General features: G+C 29.5%; 21 protein-coding genes, 1 tRNA gene and 1 pseudogene. 6 read left to right on the forward strand and 17 right to left on the reverse strand.

The annotated features are described in order from the left end of the window. Positions 1–187, forward strand: a pseudogene (locus K324_RS16020) (hypothetical protein); the annotation flags it as partial. A gap of 195 nt (positions 188–382) precedes the next feature. On the opposite strand, the gene K324_RS0107720 reads toward K324_RS16020, so the two are convergent. The 6 genes from K324_RS0107720 to K324_RS0107745 form a co-directional block, all read right to left on the reverse strand. Further along, entirely contained in the window at positions 383–2,209 is a 1,827-nt protein-coding gene (locus tag K324_RS0107720; protein WP_026748652.1) for a peptidylprolyl isomerase, read from the reverse strand. A gap of 203 nt (positions 2,210–2,412) precedes the next feature. Next, positions 2,413–2,961, reverse strand: coding sequence for a GerMN domain-containing protein (locus tag K324_RS0107725; protein WP_026748653.1), 549 nt, complete (start codon positions 2,959–2,961; stop codon positions 2,413–2,415). Positions 2,962–3,081: 120 nt separating this feature from the next. Beyond that, the gene (locus tag K324_RS0107730) at positions 3,082–4,206 is read right to left on the reverse strand and encodes an N-acetylmuramoyl-L-alanine amidase family protein (RefSeq protein ID WP_026748654.1); all 1,125 of its coding nucleotides are present in this window, start codon (positions 4,204–4,206) and stop codon (positions 3,082–3,084) included. A gap of 49 nt (positions 4,207–4,255) precedes the next feature. Continuing rightward, positions 4,256–4,522, reverse strand: coding sequence for a preprotein translocase subunit YajC (gene yajC / locus K324_RS0107735; RefSeq protein ID WP_026748655.1), 267 nt, complete (start codon positions 4,520–4,522; stop codon positions 4,256–4,258). Positions 4,523–4,811: 289 nt separating this feature from the next. Continuing rightward, complete coding sequence (locus K324_RS0107740) at positions 4,812–6,014, reverse strand: phosphoglycerate kinase (RefSeq protein WP_026748656.1); 1,203 nt, start codon at positions 6,012–6,014, stop codon at positions 4,812–4,814. A 281-nt stretch (positions 6,015–6,295) separates the two neighbouring features. Then, a complete protein-coding gene (locus K324_RS0107745) occupies positions 6,296–6,895 on the reverse strand; it encodes a GNAT family N-acetyltransferase (protein WP_026748657.1) in 600 nt (199 codons plus the stop codon). Positions 6,896–7,068: 173 nt separating this feature from the next. On the opposite strand from K324_RS0107745, the gene K324_RS0107750 reads away from it, so the two are divergent. Further along, positions 7,069–7,815 carry an acid phosphatase gene (locus K324_RS0107750; protein ID WP_026748658.1) on the forward strand — a complete coding sequence of 249 codons (747 nt, stop codon included), beginning with the start codon at positions 7,069–7,071 and terminating at the stop codon, positions 7,813–7,815. Between the two features lie 299 nt (positions 7,816–8,114). On the opposite strand, the gene K324_RS0107755 is transcribed toward K324_RS0107750, so the two are convergent. From K324_RS0107755 to K324_RS0107795, 9 genes are all read right to left on the reverse strand, one after another. Next, positions 8,115–8,191: transfer RNA gene (locus tag K324_RS0107755), tRNA-Arg, on the reverse strand. Positions 8,192–8,216: 25 nt separating this feature from the next. Then, positions 8,217–8,474, reverse strand: a complete 258-nt coding sequence (gene rpmB, locus K324_RS0107760) for a 50S ribosomal protein L28 (protein ID WP_026748659.1) — start codon at positions 8,472–8,474, stop codon at positions 8,217–8,219. 317 nt (positions 8,475–8,791) lie between these two features. Next, complete coding sequence (locus K324_RS0107765) at positions 8,792–9,178, reverse strand: pyrophosphohydrolase domain-containing protein (protein WP_026748660.1); 387 nt, start codon at positions 9,176–9,178, stop codon at positions 8,792–8,794. After that, positions 9,141–9,323: a hypothetical protein gene (locus K324_RS16025; protein WP_026748661.1), complete on the reverse strand. Its 183-nt coding sequence runs from the start codon at positions 9,321–9,323 to the stop codon at positions 9,141–9,143. Before K324_RS16025 ends, K324_RS0107765 begins: the two co-directional genes overlap by 38 nt. A 78-nt stretch (positions 9,324–9,401) precedes the next feature. Further along, entirely contained in the window at positions 9,402–10,001 is a 600-nt protein-coding gene (locus tag K324_RS0107775; protein WP_026748662.1) for a hypothetical protein, read from the reverse strand. A 114-nt stretch (positions 10,002–10,115) separates the two neighbouring features. Further along, positions 10,116–10,883, reverse strand: coding sequence for a Bax inhibitor-1/YccA family protein (locus tag K324_RS0107780; protein ID WP_051354419.1), 768 nt, complete (start codon positions 10,881–10,883; stop codon positions 10,116–10,118). Positions 10,884–11,133: 250 nt separating this feature from the next. Next, positions 11,134–13,044: a threonine--tRNA ligase gene (thrS, locus tag K324_RS0107785; RefSeq protein ID WP_026748664.1), complete on the reverse strand. Its 1,911-nt coding sequence runs from the start codon at positions 13,042–13,044 to the stop codon at positions 11,134–11,136. 302 nt (positions 13,045–13,346) lie between these two features. Then, complete coding sequence (locus K324_RS0107790) at positions 13,347–16,619, reverse strand: DEAD/DEAH box helicase (protein WP_026748665.1); 3,273 nt, start codon at positions 16,617–16,619, stop codon at positions 13,347–13,349. Further along, positions 16,612–17,391, reverse strand: coding sequence for a Hachiman antiphage defense system protein HamA (locus K324_RS0107795; RefSeq protein ID WP_051354420.1), 780 nt, complete (start codon positions 17,389–17,391; stop codon positions 16,612–16,614). The genes K324_RS0107790 and K324_RS0107795 overlap by 8 nt, the downstream gene beginning before the upstream one ends. Positions 17,392–17,666: 275 nt before the next feature. Here K324_RS0107795 and ffh point away from each other — a divergent pair, with 275 nt between their 5' ends. The 4 genes from ffh to tsaD all read left to right on the forward strand — a co-directional run bounded on the left by ffh (position 17,667) and on the right by tsaD (position 21,980). Further along, complete coding sequence (gene ffh, locus K324_RS0107800; protein ID WP_026748667.1) at positions 17,667–19,004, forward strand: signal recognition particle protein; 1,338 nt, start codon at positions 17,667–17,669, stop codon at positions 19,002–19,004. Between the two features lie 143 nt (positions 19,005–19,147). Then, positions 19,148–19,639, forward strand: a complete 492-nt coding sequence (locus K324_RS0107805) for a hypothetical protein (RefSeq protein WP_026748668.1) — start codon at positions 19,148–19,150, stop codon at positions 19,637–19,639. A gap of 227 nt (positions 19,640–19,866) precedes the next feature. After that, a complete protein-coding gene (locus tag K324_RS0107810) occupies positions 19,867–20,910 on the forward strand; it encodes a glycosyltransferase family 9 protein (RefSeq protein ID WP_026748669.1) in 1,044 nt (347 codons plus the stop codon). Between the two features lie 47 nt (positions 20,911–20,957). Further along, on the forward strand, positions 20,958–21,980 hold the full coding sequence (gene tsaD / locus K324_RS0107815; RefSeq protein ID WP_026748670.1) for a tRNA (adenosine(37)-N6)-threonylcarbamoyltransferase complex transferase subunit TsaD: 1,023 nt from the start codon (positions 20,958–20,960) through the stop codon (positions 21,978–21,980). A 151-nt stretch (positions 21,981–22,131) separates the two neighbouring features. Here tsaD and K324_RS0107820 read toward each other — a convergent pair whose 3' ends face one another. Then, a complete protein-coding gene (locus tag K324_RS0107820) occupies positions 22,132–22,956 on the reverse strand; it encodes a Cof-type HAD-IIB family hydrolase (protein ID WP_026748671.1) in 825 nt (274 codons plus the stop codon). A gap of 24 nt (positions 22,957–22,980) precedes the next feature. After that, positions 22,981–23,139 (reverse strand): HAD hydrolase family protein (locus K324_RS14565; RefSeq protein WP_036095350.1); only part of this gene is annotated, 159 nt, incomplete at its 5' end.

The following is a 23,139-nucleotide window of genomic DNA, read 5'->3' on the forward strand; positions in this document are numbered from 1 at the left end:
ATACGCTTTATACAATGCTGCAAGACTAACCAGTATCTACTGCCCTGTATTTAAGGAACATCTTGCCAGAAAACGTTCTCAAGGTAAACATTTTAATGTTGCCATATCTCACGTTGTTAAAAAATTAGTCAGAGTTATTTACCATTTACAAACTAAAAACGAACTTTTTAAAAATATCATTAATTAACCATTTAAGTGATTTAAATTATTAAATTACCTATTTTGTTATGCAAAAATTTAAATAAATTCCTCAAAAAAATTTTTTGTTTTTTTTTGAAAAAAAAACTTGACATTATATAGTTAGTCTTTTTATTGATGTTTTTAAAATAAAAACTGCTCCAAACATTTTTAGTATTTGAAACAGTTTCCAAAGATTTATATTTTATATAATTTCTAATTGTTTATCTGCATATTCGTGTGCAAGTTCCAATCTTACACGCTCTTTTGAATTTTCAAATGTAGCTTGTGTAAATGGTATTTCAGCTGTCTTAGTTATTAAGTAATATCCTGTTGCATCGTTTCTGTCAAGAATTCCGTTCATTTGCAGTGCAAATATCTGATTCATTAATTCATCATTTTTACCGATTCCTGGAATAGCATCGGATTTAACCATTTTTTTGAATCTTTCTTTTATGCTGAATTTATATTTGTCCTGTTTTTCCACATTTTCAAAAGTTGTTTTTTTGCTTTCAATTTCAGCTTTTAAAGCCTGAACTTTTTTGATAACTTCCTGTTTAGAGGCTTCAGAAATAGTCGGTGTTATCAGAATATGACTAACTTTTGCAACATTTTCATTGCTTGTATCCTTACTTTGAATGTAAATAATGTGGTATCCAAATTGCGTTCTGATAGGCCCCACAATATCTCCAGCCTTACCTTTTTTAACTGCATTTGCAAATTCTGGAACAAGTTGTGATAAATCAGCTGTTTCTCCTAGACTACCACCATTATTTGCAGAACCGGGATCTTTTGAAAATTCTTTGGCTTTAGCTGCAAAATTATCTTTTGTTGTTGTCTTCATAATATCTTCAGCTTGTTTTTTAGCCATTTCAAAATCTTTTTCTCCAGCTTGATACTCTTCCCCAATTACATATCCACCAATGCTGTTTGGAGTGTTGTAGCTGTCCTTTTTAGTATTAAATCTGGCTTGTAATGTTGCATCATCAGGTTTATAGGTATCTATCAGATAATTATAATATTTTTGTGAATAATCTCTTAACTGATCCACTCCCACTAAATCAGCATCAGCTTTTATTCCAGCAGTTTTAGCCTTATTAGCAATTTTTACAAATTTGTCCAAGTTTACCTTTAATGTAGCTTTTAAATCATTAACCAGCTTGTCTGAATATCCTTGCTGTGTTTGTGAAACTGTATTTATAATTTGTTCATTTAATGATTCGTTTGTATATTTATATTCTCCATTTTGTGCCACAACAGCTGTCATATTAGCGTACATTTTTTCAAAATCTTTATTTTTAAATACAATTTTAGCCTTTTCCTTAGCTTTTGCAAGATATGAATTTAAAATCATAATATCCTTATCTTGAGTCATATTTTCCTTAATTTGATCTTTTACATCTTCAAACTCCTGATTTGCAAAGGCTTGAGAATATTTATTTCTTTCATATGCTTTTTTTATTTCTTCATCTGTAATTTTATCATTTGAAAATAATTTTTCCCTCATTTTCTCAATTGTTTTCTGATCTCTTATCATCTTTTTAAATGAAGTGACATTATATCCGACAGATCTTAAATATTGAGCAAATTCCTGTTTCCCCAATTTTGACTGTTTTTGATAATTTTCAAATTCCTGATTAACAGTTGCCCCGCTTATTTTTATTCCTAAATTTTTTGCTGACGAAAGCAAAATTTCTTTATTTATCATAAGTTGTAAAACATATTCATTGATAATATTGTCTGGAACATTTTTTAAATTTTCGGTAGGTATTCCTGCCTGTGATAATTGCTGCATTTTTTGCTGGTTCAAGTCATTTAACTGATTTTTCATTCCAAGACTTTCTCTTTCAAAATCATCACGGTAAATTTTTGTTCCATTAACTGTTGCAATTACGTCCCTGTTGCCACCTGCCGCACCAAAAACATTATTTTTCAGAAATAATATTCCAGTAACAAGCATAGATATACCAAATATCCCTATCATAATTGCAGAAGCAATCTGAATTGCCTTTTTATGCTCTCTAAATCCCATTATTTATCTTCCTTTCCATTTTCTTTAATCATTTTAACATTATAGCACATAAAATACTATTTTTCTATTATTTTTTGAAGAAAAATCGGCTAATCAAAAAATAAAAGCTGCTTTAATATCAATAAAATTTTTATTAACATTTAAGCAACTTAAATTTATTTTTTTATTCAATATTTAACTGCCATTTTTACTAATACTTTTTATTATCTTGTATTTGTTTCCCCGTCTATTTGAATTATAACACTTTGAATATTAGGGAAATTTTTTAATATAGTATTTGTTACAGCCAGAGAGAATCCATTAAACAGTTCAGGATTTTTTTTTAGATTTGCAAATTGTGCATTTAGTTTGACAACTGTTGTATTCACATTATCAATTCTAAGATTGTATGCACTTCTAAATTTCATATCTTCTGAAATGTAATCAGAATTTCTGATGATTCCATTTATAAAATCACCTTCTATCAGGTTTATTTGACGAGGAACTACAATTTCCCGTTCATTTACTGTTTTTGTAGAGGGATCATATACAAATATGGAAATTTTATTCTGAGTTTCTTCTTCCTGAGTAGTTTCCTGTACCAAATTTTTGTCCACTTCTACATGAATTTTACTTCTATGTTTTCTGTCATAACGATTTACAAGAACCACTGCTACTGTTATGAAAAAAAGTAATGTTACAAAAAGATTTTTTTTAAAATTTCCTTTTTGCTTTTTAGTTTTTCCCTCATTTAATTTTTCTTGTTTTTGCATAAATTTCTCCTAATTTGGATAATATACCCAATCCCCTTAATTCTAGCTAATAAAATTAAAAAATTGGGGATTGAGTAAAAGATCAGAACTTTTTAGTTTGATTTTAAAGTGTTTTATAAATTATTTAAAGAATTTTCTTATTGCGTCACCGATAGTGCTTGCTGCTCTTTCCTGTCCTTCTGGTGTCAAGTATTGCGATAAATCAGAATAATTATTCATAAATCCTAATTCTACAAGTATTGATGGTGAATTACTTCCACGAAGCACTGCGAAGTTCGCTCCAAAAACCCCTCTTCTTCTAAGTCCTGTTAAGTTTATAAGTCCGTCTAATACAGATTCTGCTATAGCTTGACTTGTCTTTTGATTTTTTCTATAAAAAATATCATTTAAAATAAAGTCTGAAAATGGCACATCTCCATAGCTTCCATCAACTTTATTTTCAAATTTGGCTACTTGTGCGGCATAACTTCCTTGATCCTTTTTACTGAAGTAAAATACTTCTGTTCCGTTTGCTGATGAGCTTGAACTTGAATTTAAGTGAATACTTATAAAGAAATCTGCATTTGCGTCATTTCCAATTTTAGCTCTTGTATCCAATGGTACAAAGAAATCTGAATCTCTTGTCATTATAACGTTATAATCTCGTCTTAAATTGTTAGCCAGTCTTGTTGCTACCTGTAATGCTATATCTTTTTCGTTATATCCATTTCCTCTTGCTCCTGAATCATGTCCACCATGTCCTGGATCGACAACTATTGTATATTTTTTATTTCCTCTTGTAGAATTGCTTGGCTGTCTTTGAGTTTGAGTTTGTGTTACTTGTGCATTGTTATTTGATTGTCTTTGTGTTGCTGTGTTTCTTGATACTTGTCTTGATGTTGATTGTCCACCACCGAGTGTTACTTGGAATTCTCCATTTTTACTTACTACTTGATAAGTTACAGATGGTTTTAAGTACACGTATACTACTACCATTCCATTGCTTTGAACTGTATAAACTTTACTTATGTACTGATCATCTTTATTGATAAGGGTAGGCACACCGTTTTCCATCTCACTGTTTGGAAAACTTAACATCAGTATGTCTTCATTTCCTAATTTTGTAATCGATGCATTTGGCATAACTTGTTTATTTTCTCTAAATGTCCCTGTAACTTTTCCATTACTGTATGATACATTTTTCAAAGTATCAGAAAATGTAATTGCACTTATAAAAAGTAATAAAAATAATAATACTTTTTTCATTTTTTTCCTCCTAATTTTTTTGTTTGAAATTATTATCTAATCTTATATTTTATTTTTTTTCTAATCTATCAATTGCAGATTTTAAAACTTCCATTCTGGCACTTTTATCTATTTTCATTTCCACTGACTGATCATAGATATTTGTAACGCTGCCTTTAATACCTCCAACTGTTATTATTTTATCTCCAACTTTCAAATTTTCCAGTAATGCAGCCTTCTGCTGCTTCTTTTTCTTATTTGAAAAATATGTTGGTAAGATTAATACCGCCATAAACGCCACATAAATTAATATTACTCCTATTGAATTCTTATCCATTTCTGTTTTGTATAACTGAAATTTATAATTTTTAAAATTATAAATCCAATTTTATACTTTCCTCCTTCTTTAATTTTAAAATCAATTTTAATTATAGCATAATTTAAGTTATGTTTCAATTTTTAAAAAAATTATTTTTTAGTTTTTTTTGAAATTATAGAAAAATCTTTCTAAAATTAAACCTAAAAAAATAGCTATCTCAAAAAATTAATTTCAAGACAGCCATTTCGTGATTAAAATGAAAAAATTATTTTTAGTTAACTAAATTAATAGTTATTCAAGTTAGTTATTATTTTTCTGAAATTGCATCTACTCCTGGTAATACTTTTCCTTCCAAGTATTCAAGTGATGCTCCTCCTCCAGTTGAGATGTGTGAAAATTTGTCAGCGAATCCTAATTGAATAGCTGCTGCTGCTGAATCTCCACCACCAATGATTGTTTTAGCTCCAGATAATTCTGCGATTGCTTTACATACACCGATTGTTCCTTTTGCAAAGTTTTCCATTTCAAATACTCCCATTGGCCCGTTCCATACTACTGTTTTTGCACCAACTAGAGCATCTGAGAATAATTTAATAGATGCTTCTCCTATATCTAATCCCATCCATCCGTCTTCAATAGCGTCTACAGAAACTGTTTTAAATTCTGTATCATTTTTGAATTCTTTTGCTACAACTGTATCAATTGGCAATAACAATTCAACATTTTTTTCTTTAGCTTTTTTGATTAATGAGGCGGCTAATTCCACTTTGTCAGCTTCTAATAATGAAGAACCTGTATTTTTACCTTCAGCTTTTAAGAAAGTGAACATCATTCCTCCACCAATGATTACTTTATCAGCTTTATCCAATAAGTTTTCGATTACACCAATTTTATCAGAAACTTTTGCTCCACCTAAAATAGCAACTAATGGTCTTTCAGGATTGTCAACTGCTCCACCAATAAATTCGATTTCTTTTTCTACAAGGAATCCTACTGCTGATTCTTTGATGTTTGAAGCAATTCCTACATTTGAAGCATGTGCTCTGTGTGCAGTTCCAAATGCATCATTTACAAACACATCTCCAAGTGATGCCCAGTATTTTCCTAATTCAGGATCATTTTTAGATTCTTTTTTACCGTCCAAGTCTTCAAATCTAGTGTTTTCAAACATTAAGATTTCTCCGTCTTTTAATTCAGCAACTGCTGATTCTAATGCTGCTCCTCTTGTTTCAGGAACGAATTTAACAGGTTTTCCTAAAAGTTCTTCCAATCTTTTTGCAACAGGTGCTAAAGTTTTTGATGCCTTGTCAGCTTCTTCCTTAACTTTTCCCAAGTGAGAGAATGCGATTACTTTTCCACCATTTTCCAAAATGTATTTTAAAGTTGGAAGTGCTGCTGTGATTCTATTATCATTTGTAATAACTCCATCTTTTATTGGTACATTGAAATCAACTCTTACTAATACTTTTTTTCCTTTTACATCTAAGTTTTTTAAAGTTTTTTTAGCCATTCCGTTATATCCTCCTAAATTTATTAATTAAAATCATTTCTTTCCATTTGAATTATACCACTCTTTAAACCGATTTTCAAGTTATTTAATGCACAAACTTAAAATATTCTCAAACCCCTTAAAATCAGCCATAAAAAACCTTTCAAATTCATATTTTAACCATAGACAAACTTTGATTTGACTCTACATTTGAGCCCTTTCAAAATTAGACTGGTAAAAATTAAATAAATCAATTTTTTTAGTAGAATAATCATAATTTTTGAACTTAGGTTTAAATAGTTTTAATTCATTATAAATAATTCCAAAATCTTATTTATTTTTATTTTATCAATTTCTGATATTTTTTTAACTGGCTCAGGATTTTCAGAATAAGGATTTATAGCCTTTTCAAACCAGGTAACACCAATCCATTTTCCAAATTTGTACCCTGTATTCTCAAAATATGCAACTTTTTTAAACTCAAAGTAATTGTGTAATTTCTCACTGTTTTCATTAGGATAAGTTACAAGCCCGTAAACATTCACAACATTCTGCAATTTCAATATTTCAATCAGAATTTTATACATCTTTTTCCCGATTCCATTTCCAGCATAATCCCCATCTGTATAAACTGAAAGCTCCACATCCCATTGATAAGCAGCTCTAGCCCAAATCCTATGGGCATAGGCATACCCAATAATTTCATTTTCACATTCACAGACAATATATGGATATTCCTCTAAAACATCTCTTATTCTTCCTTTAAATTCCTCAACCGAAGGCACTTTATATTCAAATGTAATCGTAGTATTCTCAATATACGGCTTATAGATTTTTAAAATTTTTTTGGCATCGTTTTCAGTTGCAAACCTGAAAATTAGATTTTCTTTTTTTAATTTCATTTCTAACACCCCAACATTTTTAGTTTTTTTATTGAAATTTATACTTATGTAAAATATACTAACACTTTTTTAGATGAGTTTCAATAAAATAGATTTTTTATTTGCTCTTGACATTTATTAAAAATACGGTATAACTTTATTAAGAAATATTATAAGAAAAGGATGGTTCAAACATGAAAAAGACATTTTTAATTGGTGTATTTTTATTTGCAAATTTAGTTTCATTTTCTGCGGGAAAAGGAAATGATGTAACAACAAAACCAGATGTTTACTTCTTGAAAAGCTCACAAGTTGTAAGCAGTTATGATTTATTGCCAGCTCCACCGGCAGTTGACAGTATTGCGTTTTTAAATGACAAGGCTCAATATGAAAAGGGGAAATTGCTTAGAAATACTGAAAGGGGAAAACAGGCATACAACGATGCACGTGTAGAAGGGGATGGAGTACCTCGTGCTTTTTCAGAAGCATTTGGATACACAATCTCAGCTCAGACAACACCTGAAATTTTCAAATTAGTTACAAAATTACGTGAAGATGCGGGAGATTTGGCAACAAGATCCGCAAAACAGACATACATGAGAATACGTCCATTTGCATACTTTAAAGAATCAACTTGCCGTCCAGAAGATGAAGCGAGCCTTTCAACAAACGGTTCTTATCCATCAGGGCACACTTCAATCGGTTGGGCCACTGCATTAGTTCTGGCTGAAGTAAATCCTGCAAGACAGAGTGAAATTATAAAACGTGGTTATGAAATGGGGCAAAGCCGTGTAATTTGTGGTTACCACTGGCAAAGCGATGTCGATGCAGCCCGTGTAGTAGCAAGTACAGTTGTTGCGACACTGCATTCAAACAGTGAATTTAATGCCCAATTAGCCAAAGCAAAAGCAGAATTTCAAAGATTAAACAGAAGAAAATAAAAACAATAAATAAAAAACAGTTTTCAGATTCAAAGATAAAAACTGTTTTAGTATATTTGTTAAAAAAATTATTAGTTTTTTGCTTTTTAAATAAGTTATTTTAGACTTTTTCTTATTTACAAAGACATTTTATCATAAAAATATATTTTTAAAATGAATTTAAACTGAATAAAAAATTATAATCATTTTAGAATAAAGTAAATTTTACCTGTTAATTTTAAAATATACTTTTTATAAAAAAGGGCATCAAATACGATGTCCTTATGTTTTTTTATTTAGTTAAATAATTTTTATAAAAATGGCGTACCCGTGAGGAATCGAACCCCAAGCCTTCTGATCCGAAGTCAGACGCTCTATCCAGTTGAGCTACGGGTACACACAAAAAAGTAAGTTATAAAAACTTACTTTGCTAATGCTTTTAATATTTTAGGGCTTAATGTTTCCTTGTTTTTTAACAAGATTTTTTTAACTTGATCGTTATTTTTCCCTTTTAATGTTTTCATTGCTTTTGTACAAACTCTTACTCTAACTTCTTCATCGTTGATAGTCAAAAGCATTGTTTGTAAATTAGGTCTCCAAATTCTTTTTGTAGCTTTGTGAGAGTGACTTACTCTATTTCCATGGCTTACTGTTTTTCCAAAAACTTCACATCTTTGCATTTTATTCACCTCTACTAAATAATTTTAGTAGTTCTCCTTTCATCTTTATTTTTTAACAGCCATTTACTGTTTTTTATTATAATATATTAACTTAACTATTTTAGAAAAATCGTTATTCAGTTAAAATTATTTTTACATATCGAAATTTATTTTATCATATTTTGCAAATTTTTACAAGTTATTATCAGCATTTTTTCCTTTCTAATAAAAAAACTTTAAAAGTAAACTCAAAAATTGTGATTATTTTACTTAAATTTTAAATTTATATAGTTATCAGGCAAGTCTAATAAAAAAAATAAACAAGTATTGCAATATTTTTATTTTTGAAAAAATTGTTTTAAATTTGGCGGAAAATAATTTGGCCCTTTTATCACTTTTCCGTCTTCACGGTAAATTGGCTTCCCGTTTTCATCCAGTTTGCTCAAATTGCTTCTATGAATCTCCTCAAACACATCTTCAATAACATCCTGCATCCCATGCTCAATTATCGTCCCGCAAAGGATATAAAGCATGTCCCCGAGAGCATCCGCAACTTCCACAACATCTCCTTTTTTAGCCGCTTCCAGATATTCCTCGTTCTCTTCCTTCATCAAGTCAAATCTTAATTTTTCCAGCCCATTTTCCAATTTTCCGATTGGCTTGTCAGAATTTCCAAGTTTATAAATTCTATGAAATTCCTCGACACATTCTATTTTTCTTTTCATCAATTTCTTCCTTGTATAATATAGTTACATTATACAAGCTCCTTTCTTTAAATTTTTTATTCTTAAATTCTAAATTATTTTGATTAACAATTATTTTTCCTTTTATAATTTTTAGTTTTTTTAACGCAGAAGCATTAGATGCCATACCTCTACACTCCCACTTTACATATAAAAAGAGAAAAAATATAAAGCATAGAAAAATATCTATTAATAAATAATTAGTCTATTTTATTATCAATATCAATAAAAGATATAAAATCACGACTTTTACAATATCAGAATACAGCATAACTACTGAAAGGAATCTTGTTTTTTCCAGAATTTCTGTATCGTCTGATTCTACTTTTTCAAATATTTTTACCTGTATATTTCTTATGTCTTTTTTTATTAGGAAAACTGCCAATATTAGTGTCAATACAAGCATTATTCCAGCGATAACAGGTTTTTGCCTGACAAAAAATGAAAGTTTGCTGTAAAAAATTGCTAGGACTAGCCCCATTATTAGCGACAGGACTGTTAAGGCAGATTTCATATTTTTCTTTGGTTTGTTTATCAGTATTTTTGGAAGGATGAATGAGAACAGGATTTCCAATGCAAAGAGGACGATCAGGAATATTCCTTTTACATCGGGCAGTTCTAATTTTCTTATGGGCTGAACTATATTATCCAGTTCAAAAATCATGTAGTCCTTTAGTAGCGTGCACAATAAAATCGAAATTGCTATTCCTGAAAATATCCATATTCTGCCTGCTAAGATTTCGTCACTTATAAAATCTTGGATTTCTTTTGCTGTTTTATTGTCAATTTTTTTGTTAGTTTTCAAAGTTTTCCCCTTTAATAAATAGAATAAGAGTTATTTAAGGATTGTGTGAACAGTTTTAATGTCAATAATCCAAAAATAACCCTTTATATTTTTATTAAATTATAATATTTGTTATTATCTTTTTCTTCCTAAAATTCTTAAAATGTATAGGAATAAATTTATAAAGTCCAGATATAAATTTAATGCACCGACAATTTCGATTTTGTTCAAAACCTCTGAATCTTCCTGAACTGCGTAAGTGATAATGTTATTTCTTATTCTGTTTACATCAACTGCAATGAAAATTGTAAAAATAATCACACCTATTACTGATATAAACAAGTCAACTCCGCTACTTTGCAGGAAAATGTTTATAATACTTACTAAAATTAATGTTATTAACCCGGCAATTAATATTGGTGTAAATCTTGTCAAATTTTCTTTAGTAAAATAACCATAAACTGCTAAAACAACAAATAATGTCAATGTTCCTAAAAATGCTGAAAATATAATTTCTGGAGCATAAATAAGCCCTATAACTGAAAGTGTCAGTCCATTTAATATCGAATATGCAACAAACATCATTCTTAATGTGCCTGAATTAGCTCTGTAAAGCAATGCCGTAAATCCGAATACCATAACTACTTCCAGAATAGCAAATACCCAATACATATTCAAAATTCCATAAGCAATTGGACTTCCTGATGCCAGTCCGCTGTAAACGAGAAAACCTGCCCCTCCTGTCAGAAGAAGTCCGAGCACCATCCACAACATGCTTCCACGAACCTTTGAACTTACAAGTTTGTTTAAATCATCATAAGTCATCGTCATTTGTCCGTTATATTCGTTGTAATCGTCATTGTTGTGATTATAAGTTTCCAATTCATCATAATCATTTCTCATAAAAATCACCTCATTAGTTTAATCTTTTTTATTTTTAAAAATTAAATTTCTAAAAACTGTTTTATTTCAAGCAACTTGAATAATTTGTTATCAATTTTTGTAATATTTCAGATTAAAATTTTATATCCAAGCTATCATAGTATTATAACAATAAATTTTTAAAAAAGACTTTTATTTATCAGTTAAATCGCTTATTTTCGTTTTTTTGTTTGTTTAAGAACATAAATCTAAATTTAACATTTATATATTTTTATTTTAAAAACGGAACAACTGATTCCTGTTTCAATGTTTCGATAATTTCGTTAACTGATACATTTTTACTGTCTTGTGAACCAAATCTTCTTACATTTACTTCGTTGTTTGCAACTTCATTTTTACCGATTATTAATTGAACTGGTATTTTCTGATCTCCGTTTGCTTCCCTAATTTTGTATCCAATTTTTTCCACTCTTGTGTCAAGCTCCACTCTGATTCCTGCATCTTGAAGTTTTGTAAACAATTCTTTTGCGAAAGGCACTTGCTCGTCAGAAATTGTCAGGATTCTTGCTTGTACTGGTGCTAACCAAGTTGGGAATGCTCCTGCATAATGTTCGATCAAGATTCCCATAAATCTTTCCATACTTCCATACATTGCCCTGTGAATCATTACTGGCTCATGTTTTTCCCCGTCTGCACCGATATAGCTCATTTCAAATCTTGCTGGAAGGTTAAAGTCTAACTGGATTGTTCCACATTGCCAAATTCTTCCGATTGAGTCTTTCATCTTAAAGTCGATTTTTGGCCCGTAGAATGCTCCATCTCCAGGATTTAGCTTGTAATTAATTCCTTTATGTTCCAAAGCTGATTTCAAGTTTGCTTCAGCCATTTCCCATATTTCGTCAGAACCTATTGCTTTATCAGGTTTTGTTGACAATTCAATGTGGTATCCAAATCCGAATACAGTATAAAATTTATCATACAAATCAATAATTTCGATAATTTGTTCCTCAATTTGCTCTTTCGTACAGAAAACGTGGGCATCATCCTGTGTAAATGCTCTAACTCTCATAAGTCCATGTAAAGCTCCACTAAATTCGTGTCTGTGAACAAGCCCCATTTCTCCATATTTCAATGGCAAATCCTTGTATGAATGTAAATTATTCTTGTAGGCAATTATTGAACCTGGACAGTTCATAGGCTTTATTGCGTACTCTTTTTCATCAATTGTTGATGTATACATATTTTCACGGTAATTGAACCAGTGTCCAGAAATTTCCCACAATTCCTTATCTAGCATAATTGGAGTTTTTATTTCCTGATAACCTCTTTTTTTATGCTCAACTCTCCAGATTTCCTGCAATTTATTAAATAATTCCACACCTTTTGGCATAAAGAAAGGGAATCCAGGTCCATGCTCGTCTACAAAGAACAAGTCAAGCTGTTTTCCTAATTTTCTGTGATCTCTCTTTTCAGCTTCTTCCATCATTGTCAAATAGTCATCCAGCTCTTTTTTTGTTGCAAAAGCCACTCCATAAATTCTTTGAAGCATTTTATTGTTTGAATCTCCACGCCAGTAAGCTCCTGCTGTTGACATTAGCTTAAATGCTTTTAGGTAGCCAGTCGATGGAATATGTGTTCCACGGCATAAGTCTATAAATTCACCTTGCTGATAAATGCTAACCTTATCTGCACCCAAGTCTTCAATTATCTCAACTTTGTAAGTTTCACCTTTTTCAGCAAAGAATTTTTTTGCTTCTTCGGCAGTCATTTCATTTCTTTTAAATTCATAATTTTCTTTTACAATTTTTGTCATTTCCTCTTCAATTTTTGCTAAATCTTCTTCAGTAAACGGTTTTTCAGGGTCAAAGTCATAAAAAAATCCATTTTCAATAACAGGCCCTATCGTAACCTTTGTATTTGGGAAAAGTCTTTGCACAGCCTGAGCCATAATATGTGCCGCACTGTGTCTTATAATTTCTATCCCTTTTTCACTTGTATTAGTAATTATTTCAATTGTTCCAGATTTATCAATAATATGAGATGGATCAACTTGCACACCGTCAATTATCGCCCCAACGGTTGCCTTCCCAAGACTGCTCCCAATACTTTTTGCAAATTCTACAACAGTCATAGGATTTTCCAACTGTCTTTTACTACCATCAGGCAAAATCATTTCTATCATTTCGATTCCTTCTTTCTCTCTTTTGTCAAATAAAATTAGGCTCTAGTTAGCCTAATCGCATAATTATTTATTATAGTATAATTCTTATTTTTTTTCAACCTAAAAAATGAAGATTCGCTTTTTGAAAAATTTTAATTGTTAGAAATATCGCATTTAATATTGCAATTTATGATACTTAAAAAACATTAATAAGTTAATCAGTATACACATAAATAAAATTTAATAAAAAATTTATAATAAAAATAAATTTATGTCTAAATCACAATATAATTTCAAATAGTTTGGTAAAAAACGAATTGCAGTTATTTAAGAATTTTTATTTGGGTTCTTGGATTATATGATTTCAATTCCCAAGTATCTTCTTTTCTTTCAAAATATATATTTCTTAAATCTTTTATTTCATTAAAAAAAGGAAATAATTCTGTACTTTTTACTTCTTGTTCAAATTCAGGATTATTAGAATAAAAATAAAATTTGTTACTACTTTTTCTAAGGTAAATTATATTAATATTAGAATCAATTACATATTTAAATCTATGGAAATATATCTCTTCTAATTTTTTAATTTTTTTATGCTTTTCTCTAAATGACTTAAGAAAATTAACTGTAAAATCTGAAATATTATACCTTTCAAATTCAAACTTAAATAAAATTTTTTTTATCTCAAAATTATTTTTTTCTTCAAATATATTTAATTCAGAAAGTTCTTTTGAACTTCTTCTAGAATTTATTCCTGCTAGATATATTTGTATAGCAATTTCATTAATTAAACCAATTTCTAAATATAAAGAAATTTTATTATAAATTTGAGCAATTTGTTCATCCTCATCTACAAACATTTGTGAAATTCCATTAATAATCCAAGGCAAAGAATAACTATAGTAACTTTTTAATATTTTTTCTGCATTTTTATCTAGTTTACTTATATTAAAAATAGAAGCTCCCCATGTTAACCATGGGTCCCTTATTTTATCTAAAATATCAATTTTAACATATTCTGGTAGTATAAAATTAGCATTTGTTAAACACCAGTTATCAATTTTTTTAATAACAGATAATACTCTATTTTCATAGTATTTTTCTGGAGATTCAATAATTTTAACAGCCAAATTTTTAAACATTTCTCTATCTATTTTCATTTGTTTTACTATTGAAAGCGGTAAATTTAATGATAACATCTTCTTTCTTTTATTTGGAAATCTTTTTAATAATCCTTTTGTTCTTGCTTTTAATAATTTTGTAAAATTTTCTTTTTCATTTTTCTTTTGTATAATAGCTAACGATCTCTTAAATATATTTTCAATTATATCTAATTTATTGTCAGAATATTCCTCATATATTGCTAATAATTCATCATCGATTATATCAAATAATTCATCTATTTTTTCTAAGTTTTCAATTTTATCTTCTGAAAGTAATTCAATAAACAAGTTAAAATCAATTTTTAATTCTACTGAAATATTGTAGATTTTCTCTAATAGTTGCAATATTCCACTTTTTACTTGTTCTAATTGGGTTGTGTCAAAATATTCTTCTGCTTTTTTTTTATCTTTTTTGATTTTCGATGTTTCTTTTTTATGTGTATCTATTGTGTACAAAATTTTTCCTTCTATATCTGAAAAAGCTCTCCCTGCTCTTCCGCAAATATTCCAAAAATCTCTTTTACTTATAGGATTTTTATCTATATAAATACTAGAAATTATTACCGTAGAAACTCCTATGTTTACTCCCTGTCCTAAAGTTGAAGTTGCTATTACAATTTTAGGTTTTTTATAATACATCAATTTTTCAATATATTGCCTTGTTAAAGTTGGTAATTTATTGCTGTGACATGCTATTCCTTTTTTCATTGCCTTTAAATATACATTTTCCTTTCCTAATTCTTCTTCACAAATAGTTTGGAAACTATTCCATAAATTTTTATCCCATTTATAATCGGTTATTTGGTTTTCATATTCTTTCAAGAGAATTTTAGCTAACGTTTCCACCGATTTTGTACGCGGGGCATATATCATAACAGATTTTTTTTGTGATAATTTAATAGCAGTTGCAATTATTGCTTCATTTTTGTTTTTAGGAAAGTTTTTATCATTTTTTTGAATAAAATTAGGATTGAAAGAATTTTCTTCGTTCTTCCACTCTATTCTAACTTTTTCTCCATTCCATATCAGTAGCCCTATTCTTTCGGAAGAAGGTTTCCAATTAGATTTCACATATAAATTTTTATTTCCTGTAATCCATTCAGCTAAATCATCTGCATTTGGCAATACTGCTGATAAAAGTAACATTTTTATGCTATTCTTTCTAGCCATTTCTATTAAGTTAGTAAAAAAAATTTCATTTTTTGTGTGCCTTATATCCTCTCCTATCAAATGACCTTCATCAATTATTATTAACTTAATTTTATCTTTTATTTCCGAGTTAAATCTTATTAAAGCTTTCATTTTTTCTGGAGTTGTTATAACTATATTAGAATTTTCAATCAATTCAAAATCTAATTTATTAATACTTTCTACATCGTATAATTTAGAAACTAGATATCCTAAAGGAGAAAAAATTTTGTTCAGATTTTCTTCTATTTCATAAGCTAATGATTTAAATGGAGCTATATAAAAAATTTTTGAATTTTGACTTTGTGAAAGAATTTTTAGAATGGCAAGTTCAGCTACTCTAGTTTTTCCAGAACTAGTTCTTAAATTAATAACTCCACCTTCTTCATTTAATGCTATTTTTAATGCTTCTTTTTGTGAAGGCCACATTTCTACAACTGGTATTTTAAAATTGCTCAATATATTATTATATTTTTTTAAAATATTATTCTCAAAATAATTTTTTAAAATTTCCCAAGTAGAATTTGAAACAAATGTATACAAGATTATTCGTAATAATCTTAGAAAATACCAGTACAAAATTAATTGTTCTTTCTTAAAAAAATAAATTGATTTTTTTAATTTTTCATTAAACAAAGACTTTATATTTTCAATATTTCCAGTATTAACATATTCTATAATTATTAAAAATATGTGTGCTACTATTTTTTCAGCAATTACTTGAAAATATTCTGTAATATTATTTTCTTTTACTTCTTGTAAAAAATATGTTTCACTAGCTAATTCCAATAATTTATCATAATCTTTTTTCAAAAAATACAGTATCATTTCTCCTATTTTAAAGTTTTGTTGTATATTTTTCATTAATATAAAAGCTTTTGAATAATATTTAGAAGCATATAAAGACATTCCAGCAATTAAAACATTTAAATTTTTGATTTCTATATTTAATTCTTCTTCTTTATATAAATTTGATAAAATTTTTCCAGCTTTTTCTAAATACCCAAAACCTTCTTCTTTTCTATCATTACTTTTTTCAATCAATATACATCCACATGAAATATAACAAAAAGCAACATGTGTAAGTTTTTCTACTAATTTAGGAGAAAATCGTGGTATCTTTTCTTCTTCTTCACCTACTTCTTTTAGTATATTTCTAGCAGCCGATTGAACAATTAATTGTTCAATTTCTTCAGAAAATAATTTTTTTAATAATTTATCTGCATAATTTAAATATTTACTCATACAAATCATCTTCTAATTCTTCAAATATTTCTGATACTATTTCATCTGGAGTTTCTAAATTCATTGAAATCATTTCAAAATTTTCAAAATTTTCACAAACGTTTTTGTTAACACAATCTTTTGCTTTTTTATTGCTCATTAAAAATCCAATATATCCGATTTTTAGTGATTTTTCATCCATGATTCTACAGTCTAGTAATTTATCGCTCAATTCTGTATTGTTTTCATTCAACAACATATCTGAAATAAATTCTAATGATATTGGAAGTCCATTTAGTTTAGATTTTTTTAATCCATTTTCTATTTCTTTTATACAAGATTTATCTGGAATTTTTCTAAATTTAGATTCTCCTACGATTATTTTTACAGGATTAGAATTTAAGTCAAAAAGTAATACATCATCGCCTTTCATAGACTGTTCTTTATTTGGATTATATCTCAATCTGTATATGAAACTTTTTGTTTTTGTTGTTTCTTGTAGGTATTCATTCAAAAAAATTTCTGCAAAATTTCCTTTCTTAGTTTTATCACTTTTGGGATAAATAGAAATGTCTCTATTAATATTTTTTATCTTTAATTCTTTTAAATCTTTTTTAGTACGTTCAATTTTTTGTTCATTTGCATGATATTTTGGAATTATTTCTTTCATATATTCTCTAAAAACATCATTCTCTTTTTCTATTAATACTCTATGTTCAATTCCGTTTTTCGTTTTGTTATCAAAAAAGTCAAGTATATTTTTATTAAGACAATGTTTTCCCACTATTTTCATTTTCTCACCTATTTCACATATTTTATCTTTATTTTTAAATTTATAATAAAAATTTTACAATATTAATTTAATTTAAACAGTTTTTATATTTTTGTAATTTTAATTTTCTTAATTTTATAAACCTTCTAAATAAATTTAATTTATATTATTTTTAGCATATTTTTTTAAAAAAATCAATCATCTTGTTTTTTCCCCCATAATATGTTATTCTATAATCACGAAAATTAAAAAAATTCATAGCAGAAAAATATATAAAATAAGGAGAAAAATCAATAATGTTTAATAATTTAGGAGACAGATTTAAGGATATATTTAAAAAAGTCAGTGGACAGGGGAAATTGACTGAGAGCAATATGAAGGATGCTTTGAGGGAAGTGAGGCTGGCACTGCTTGAGGCGGATGTAAATTATAGCGTGGCTAAGAACTTTGTGGCAAAGATTCGGGAAAAGGCGTTGGGAGAGCAGGTTATTAGCGGGGTTAATCCTACGCAGCAATTTGTTAAGATTGTAAATGATGAGCTGGTGGAGGTACTTGGAGGTTCAAATGTTTCAATTGTCAAGGCTGATAAAAATCCTACTGTTGTAATGCTTTCTGGGCTTCAGGGGGCTGGAAAGACTACGTTTGCCGGGAAATTGGCAAAGCATCTGAAATCTAAAGGGGAAAAGCCGTTTCTGATTGGAGCGGATGTTTACAGACCTGCTGCGAAAAAGCAATTGAAGGTATTAGGAGAGCAGGTGAAAGTTCCTGTATTTACGATTGATGAAAGTACAGATGCATTGGAAATTGTAAAACAGGGAATTGAGGCTTCAAAGGTGGAACATGCGACTTATGTGATTATTGACACGGCGGGAAGACTGCATATTGATGAGCAGCTTATGAATGAACTGCAAGATATAAAGGACAGCTTTAATCCGAATGAAATTCTGCTTGTGGTTGATGGAATGACTGGGCAGGATGCGGTTAATGTGGCAAAAGAGTTTAATGAGCAGCTTGATATTACTGGGGTTGTGCTTACAAAGCTGGATGGAGACACCCGTGGAGGAGCTGCCCTTTCGGTAAAGGAAGTTGCAGGAAAGCCAATTAAATTCATAAGTGAAGGGGAAAAACTGGACGATATCGCACCATTTCATCCTGACAGGCTTGCTTCACGTATTCTTGGAATGGGGGACGTTGTTTCACTTGTGGAAAAGGCACAGGAAGCTATTGATGAAAAAGAAGCCAAGAAAATGGAAGAAAAATTTAGAAAAAACCAGTTTGACTTTGAAGATTTTTTAAAGCAGTTTAAAATGATAAGAAAAATGGGATCAATTGCGGGAATTATGAAAATGATACCGGGAGTTGACACAAGCATGATTGACATGGGAATGGCAGAAAAGGAAATGAAAAAGGTTGAAGCGATTATTTTTTCAATGACAGTTCAGGAAAGACGAGATCCGAAACTTCTAAAAAATGGAAGCCGTAAAATGAGAATTGCCAAAGGAAGCGGAGTTCAGGTAAATGACGTAAATAAATTGATAAAACAGTTTGAGCAAATGAAACAAATGATGAAAATGTTTAATAGTGGCGGTATTCCAGGACTTGGCGGAGGATTTATGAAGGGCAGAAGAAGATAGGGATATATTAATTAATATTGTAGTTAATTATAATTTTTTGTAAATACTGGAAAAATAGTAAGAATGAAAGTTTTAAAAATATTGTAATTAATAAAAAATTTAAACTTTTGAAAATAGTAAAAGATAAAAAAGGAGGAATACAGATGAAAAAATTAATTTTAGTATTATTTATTATTTTTGGAACTCTTTCGTTTTCAGCTTTAGACAAAGTTGTAATCGGAGTTGTTAATGACAATTATGAAAATCCGATAATGAGCGGAACAGTAAATCGTGGAGGGCTTGCAAATCTTCTTTCTAAGCTGAAAAAGGATGGAGATTTTGCAAAACAGATGTATAAAAATCTTTCAGATGCAAATAAAGTTGAGTTTATTATTGAAAAACACGATGAGTCTGCACTTTTGAGCCTTTTAAAAGTATTTGAAAAAAATAAATACAAAGGGCAGGTGGAAGTTACAGAAGTAGCCGCATCAGAAAACAAGAACATTCGTCAAATCACCACAAAAAACGGCTGGACTTACAACATTTATCCTTATACAAGCGGTATACCAGGAACTGTAACAATTTCAGGAACTGATACTGACAAGGGAGAATTTATACAGGATTTATTCCAAAAGGCAAAAGCGGCATTAAAATAGGCTAGTTACGATTTAAAGAGGGCAGGATTTTGAATGCTCTTTTTTATTCATAAATCAAAGTGCTTGACTTATAATAGTTTTAAATTATAGAATACGTTTGAATTCTTATAAAATTGAACTGATAAAAATAAAAAAGATAAAGTTTAAGTAAAATAGTCAAAATTTTTAAGTTTGGTTTTAAAGTGTTGTTATTAAAAAAAGAGATTTTATTTTAGAAGAGGAAAAATATGAAAATATTAATAATAAGATTCAGTTCATTTGGAGATGTGGTGCTTACAACTCCGGTGATAAGGGCAATTAAGGAAAGGTATCCAGAGGCTGTGATAGATTTTATAGTTTACAATACTTTTTCTGAGGCAATTTCATTGAATCCTGAAATTAGGAATTTGATAATTTTTGATAAGAAGAAAAGTAAGGATAGAAACTATATAAAAGATATGGTAAATAGGCTGAAAATAGAGAATTATGACTATGTTATTGATTTACATTCTAAATTTTTGTCCAGAATTATTGGAAAAAGTCTTGAAAATAGATACACTCAGTATTGCCGGTATAAAAAGAGAAAATGGTGGAAAACTATACTTGTGAAGGCAAAACTTATTACATACAATGCTGATTGTACAATTGTTGAAAGTTATTTTACAGCGTTGAAAAAATTGGGGATAAGTTTTTCTGATAAAAATATAAAAAATGGGCTTGGTGATAATCTGGAATTTTATATTGACAAAAAAATGGAAGAAGAATTTGTACAAAAATATGATTTGAAAGACGGAAGTTATTTTGTGCTGGCTCCAGGAGCTTCTAAATTTACGAAAAAGTGGACTTATTATGATGAACTGGCAAAAAGAATTCTGGAAAATGAAAGTAAGTTTGTAAAAAATCAGAAAAAATTGAGAATATTTGTAATTGGCGGGAAAGAAGATGCGAATGTTGTAAAAGCTGACGGGAATGGACAAGTTATTGATTTATGTGGAAAAATTTCCTTTAAGGAAAGCGGAATATTGCTAAAACATGCCAAAGTGGCTGTTGTAAATGATTCAGGCCCTTTTCACATAGCAAGAGCCGTAAAAGCCAAAACTTTTGTATTTTTTGGGCCGACTGACTCAAAATTATTTTCCTTTGAAAAAAATACATTTTTGTTGAATAATCCAAACTGTCCGCCACATTCACTTTATGGAGATGACAAATTTCCTAAGAAATATGCAGATTGTATGACTGGTATTTCGGTAGAAGCCGTATTTGACAAAATTGTTAATAAATATGACAATTAAAAATTAAAGAAAAAATGAAAAACGAAAAGAAGAAAGAGAGAAAAACTATGAAAATACTTGCATTTGAAACATCCTGTGATGAAACATCCGTTGCAGTTGTTGAAGATGGGAAAAAGATTTTAAGCAATATTATTTCCACTCAGATTGACATTCACAAGGAATTTGGCGGAGTAGTGCCTGAAATAGCCTCACGACACCACATTGAGAACATTTTACCAGTATTTACCGAAGCTCTGGAAAAAGCAAACTGTCAATTAAGCGATATTGATTATATCGCTGTGACAAACACTCCCGGACTTATCGGTTCCCTGCTCGTAGGTTTGATGTTCGCAAAATCCTTGAGTTATGCCAACAACATTCCATTAATTCCAGTAAATCACATTAACGGGCATATTTTTTCAAGTTTTATTGACAATGATGTAAAATTACCCGCAATATCGCTAGTCGTGTCAGGTGGACATACAAACTTGTATTATATTTATGAAAAAAATGGGAAAATAATAACTGATTTGCTTGGCGAAACATTGGATGATGCTGTTGGAGAAACTTATGACAAAATTGCAAGAATACTGGGGCTGGAATACCCAGGAGGGCCACATATTGATAGACTATCAGTAAACGGAGAAGATATTTTAAAAATAAAAAAACCAAAAGTTGACGGCTACAACTTCAGTTTTAGTGGAATAAAGACTTTTATAACTAATTATGTAAATAACCAAAAGATGAAAGGAAATGCTATTTCAAAAGAAGATATTGCAAAATCTCTTCAGGAAATTATCGTAAATGTTTTGTATGATAAAATATTGATGACTGTGAAGGAAAAGGATGTGAAAACGTTACTTGTTGCAGGCGGTGTTTCAGCAAATAGAAGGCTTCGTGAGAAATTTTCAGAATTTAAAAATATTCAGAATAATGAAGGTGAACAAATTGAAGTTCATTTTCCCAAAATGGAATATTGCACTGATAATGCGGCAATGATAGGCGTTGCGGCTTATTATGACTTGAAAAATAATTCTCAATTTGAGCTGGGAAAACAGTATGATGTGGATGCGATTTCTACTAAAAATTAGAAAAACACTAATGGCACAATCAATAGAAAATATTGTCTTGGTTGTGCCGCAATAATAGAAAAATAATCGCTGATTGTTACAACGATTATTTCCTATCAAGTAAATAAATTTTTTTATCCTTTTAATACTAATTTTAATTTTTTTCAGAAAATCAAATATTTTTTGCTCTTTCCAAAAACAATTCCTGCAATTTCACAGCTTCCCCGTCTTCCGTGTTTTCTCCAACAAATTCAAAATCTTTTGGCAGCAGTTTTCTTAGTCTGTCGATGGAATTTCCCATTGCATAGCCTTTTCCAACCATTGTAAGCATTTCAAAGTCATTTTCACCATCACCAAAGGCTACTGCGTCCTTTAATTCCAAGCCTTCTCTTTCTAATAGAAATTTTGCCGCTGCTCCTTTGTTTGCACCTTTTGCCATAACTTCCATACAATAATCGCTGACAAAGATGACATTTACATCGTCTGTTATTTTTAGGATGGCTTTTTCCAAGTTTGTAAGCTGTTCATGCTCTCCAATATAAAATATTTTTAATATATCCAAATTTTTTAGTTCATCTTTTGGAACTTCCTTAAAATTGACTTTTACATCTCTTGGAATTCTGTCATACACTTTTTGAGCTGTTCCCTTTGTGATAATCCAGTCATTTCCTGAAAAAATGTTTAGATGTGAACCTTCGGCAATATGTTCGTAATCCAGTCCCAATATTGCTTTTGCCGCTTTGCTTGATAATCCTTTTTCATAAATCATATTTCCGTCTGCATCAAAAATTCTTGCACCATTTGCCGCTATAATCGGAATTTTTACTTCAAGCTGTTCAGTTACATATCCAATCTGATCATAGCTTCTGCCTGAGGCAATATAAAAATTTATTCCTTTTTTTATTATTTCCTTTATTACATTTTTAGTAAATTTTGTAACGTGATGGCCTCTACTTAGCAAAGTTCCGTCCAAATCACTAATAACCGCTTTATACATAAGTTTTCCTTCTTTCTTCAATCTTCATAAATCAAATAGTTCTCGTACCTTTTTTGCCATCCCATCATTTGCATTGCTTTCAATAACTTCTGTATCTGTCAATTTCTCAAGCAATAAATAAATCGAATTTTCCATTGCAAATCCAAGTCCAGTTTCTGTTATCAAATCATAATCATTCAGTCC

Origin of the sequence: Leptotrichia trevisanii DSM 22070 (assembly GCF_000482505.1) — a bacterium.
Classification (GTDB): domain Bacteria; phylum Fusobacteriota; class Fusobacteriia; order Fusobacteriales; family Leptotrichiaceae; genus Leptotrichia; species Leptotrichia trevisanii.

Coding starts and splice junctions, on each gene's coding strand:
- K324_RS0107745 (WP_026748657.1), bottom strand. CDS start 6,895: ATGAAATTAAAAAAAGAAAATCTAATTTTCAGGTTTGCAACTGAAAAC.
- K324_RS0107720 (WP_026748652.1), bottom strand. CDS start 2,209: ATGGGATTTAGAGAGCATAAAAAGGCAATTCAGATTGCTTCTGCAATT.
- K324_RS0107780 (WP_051354419.1), bottom strand. CDS start 10,883: ATGAGAAATGATTATGATGAATTGGAAACTTATAATCACAACAATGAC.
- rpmB (WP_026748659.1), bottom strand. CDS start 8,474: ATGCAAAGATGTGAAGTTTTTGGAAAAACAGTAAGCCATGGAAATAGA.
- K324_RS0107750 (WP_026748658.1), top strand. CDS start 7,069: ATGAAAAAGACATTTTTAATTGGTGTATTTTTATTTGCAAATTTAGTT.
- K324_RS16025 (WP_026748661.1), bottom strand. CDS start 9,323: ATGGCATCTAATGCTTCTGCGTTAAAAAAACTAAAAATTATAAAAGGA.
- K324_RS0107740 (WP_026748656.1), bottom strand. CDS start 6,014: ATGGCTAAAAAAACTTTAAAAAACTTAGATGTAAAAGGAAAAAAAGTA.
- K324_RS0107765 (WP_026748660.1), bottom strand. CDS start 9,178: ATGAAAAGAAAAATAGAATGTGTCGAGGAATTTCATAGAATTTATAAA.
- ffh (WP_026748667.1), top strand. CDS start 17,667: ATGTTTAATAATTTAGGAGACAGATTTAAGGATATATTTAAAAAAGTC.
- K324_RS0107810 (WP_026748669.1), top strand. CDS start 19,867: ATGAAAATATTAATAATAAGATTCAGTTCATTTGGAGATGTGGTGCTT.
- K324_RS0107730 (WP_026748654.1), bottom strand. CDS start 4,206: ATGAAAAAAGTATTATTATTTTTATTACTTTTTATAAGTGCAATTACA.
- K324_RS0107795 (WP_051354420.1), bottom strand. CDS start 17,391: ATGAAAATAGTGGGAAAACATTGTCTTAATAAAAATATACTTGACTTT.
- tsaD (WP_026748670.1), top strand. CDS start 20,958: ATGAAAATACTTGCATTTGAAACATCCTGTGATGAAACATCCGTTGCA.
- K324_RS0107725 (WP_026748653.1), bottom strand. CDS start 2,961: ATGCAAAAACAAGAAAAATTAAATGAGGGAAAAACTAAAAAGCAAAAA.
- K324_RS0107790 (WP_026748665.1), bottom strand. CDS start 16,619: ATGAGTAAATATTTAAATTATGCAGATAAATTATTAAAAAAATTATTT.
- K324_RS0107820 (WP_026748671.1), bottom strand. CDS start 22,956: ATGTATAAAGCGGTTATTAGTGATTTGGACGGAACTTTGCTAAGTAGA.
- yajC (WP_026748655.1), bottom strand. CDS start 4,522: ATGGATAAGAATTCAATAGGAGTAATATTAATTTATGTGGCGTTTATG.
- thrS (WP_026748664.1), bottom strand. CDS start 13,044: ATGATAGAAATGATTTTGCCTGATGGTAGTAAAAGACAGTTGGAAAAT.
- K324_RS0107805 (WP_026748668.1), top strand. CDS start 19,148: ATGAAAAAATTAATTTTAGTATTATTTATTATTTTTGGAACTCTTTCG.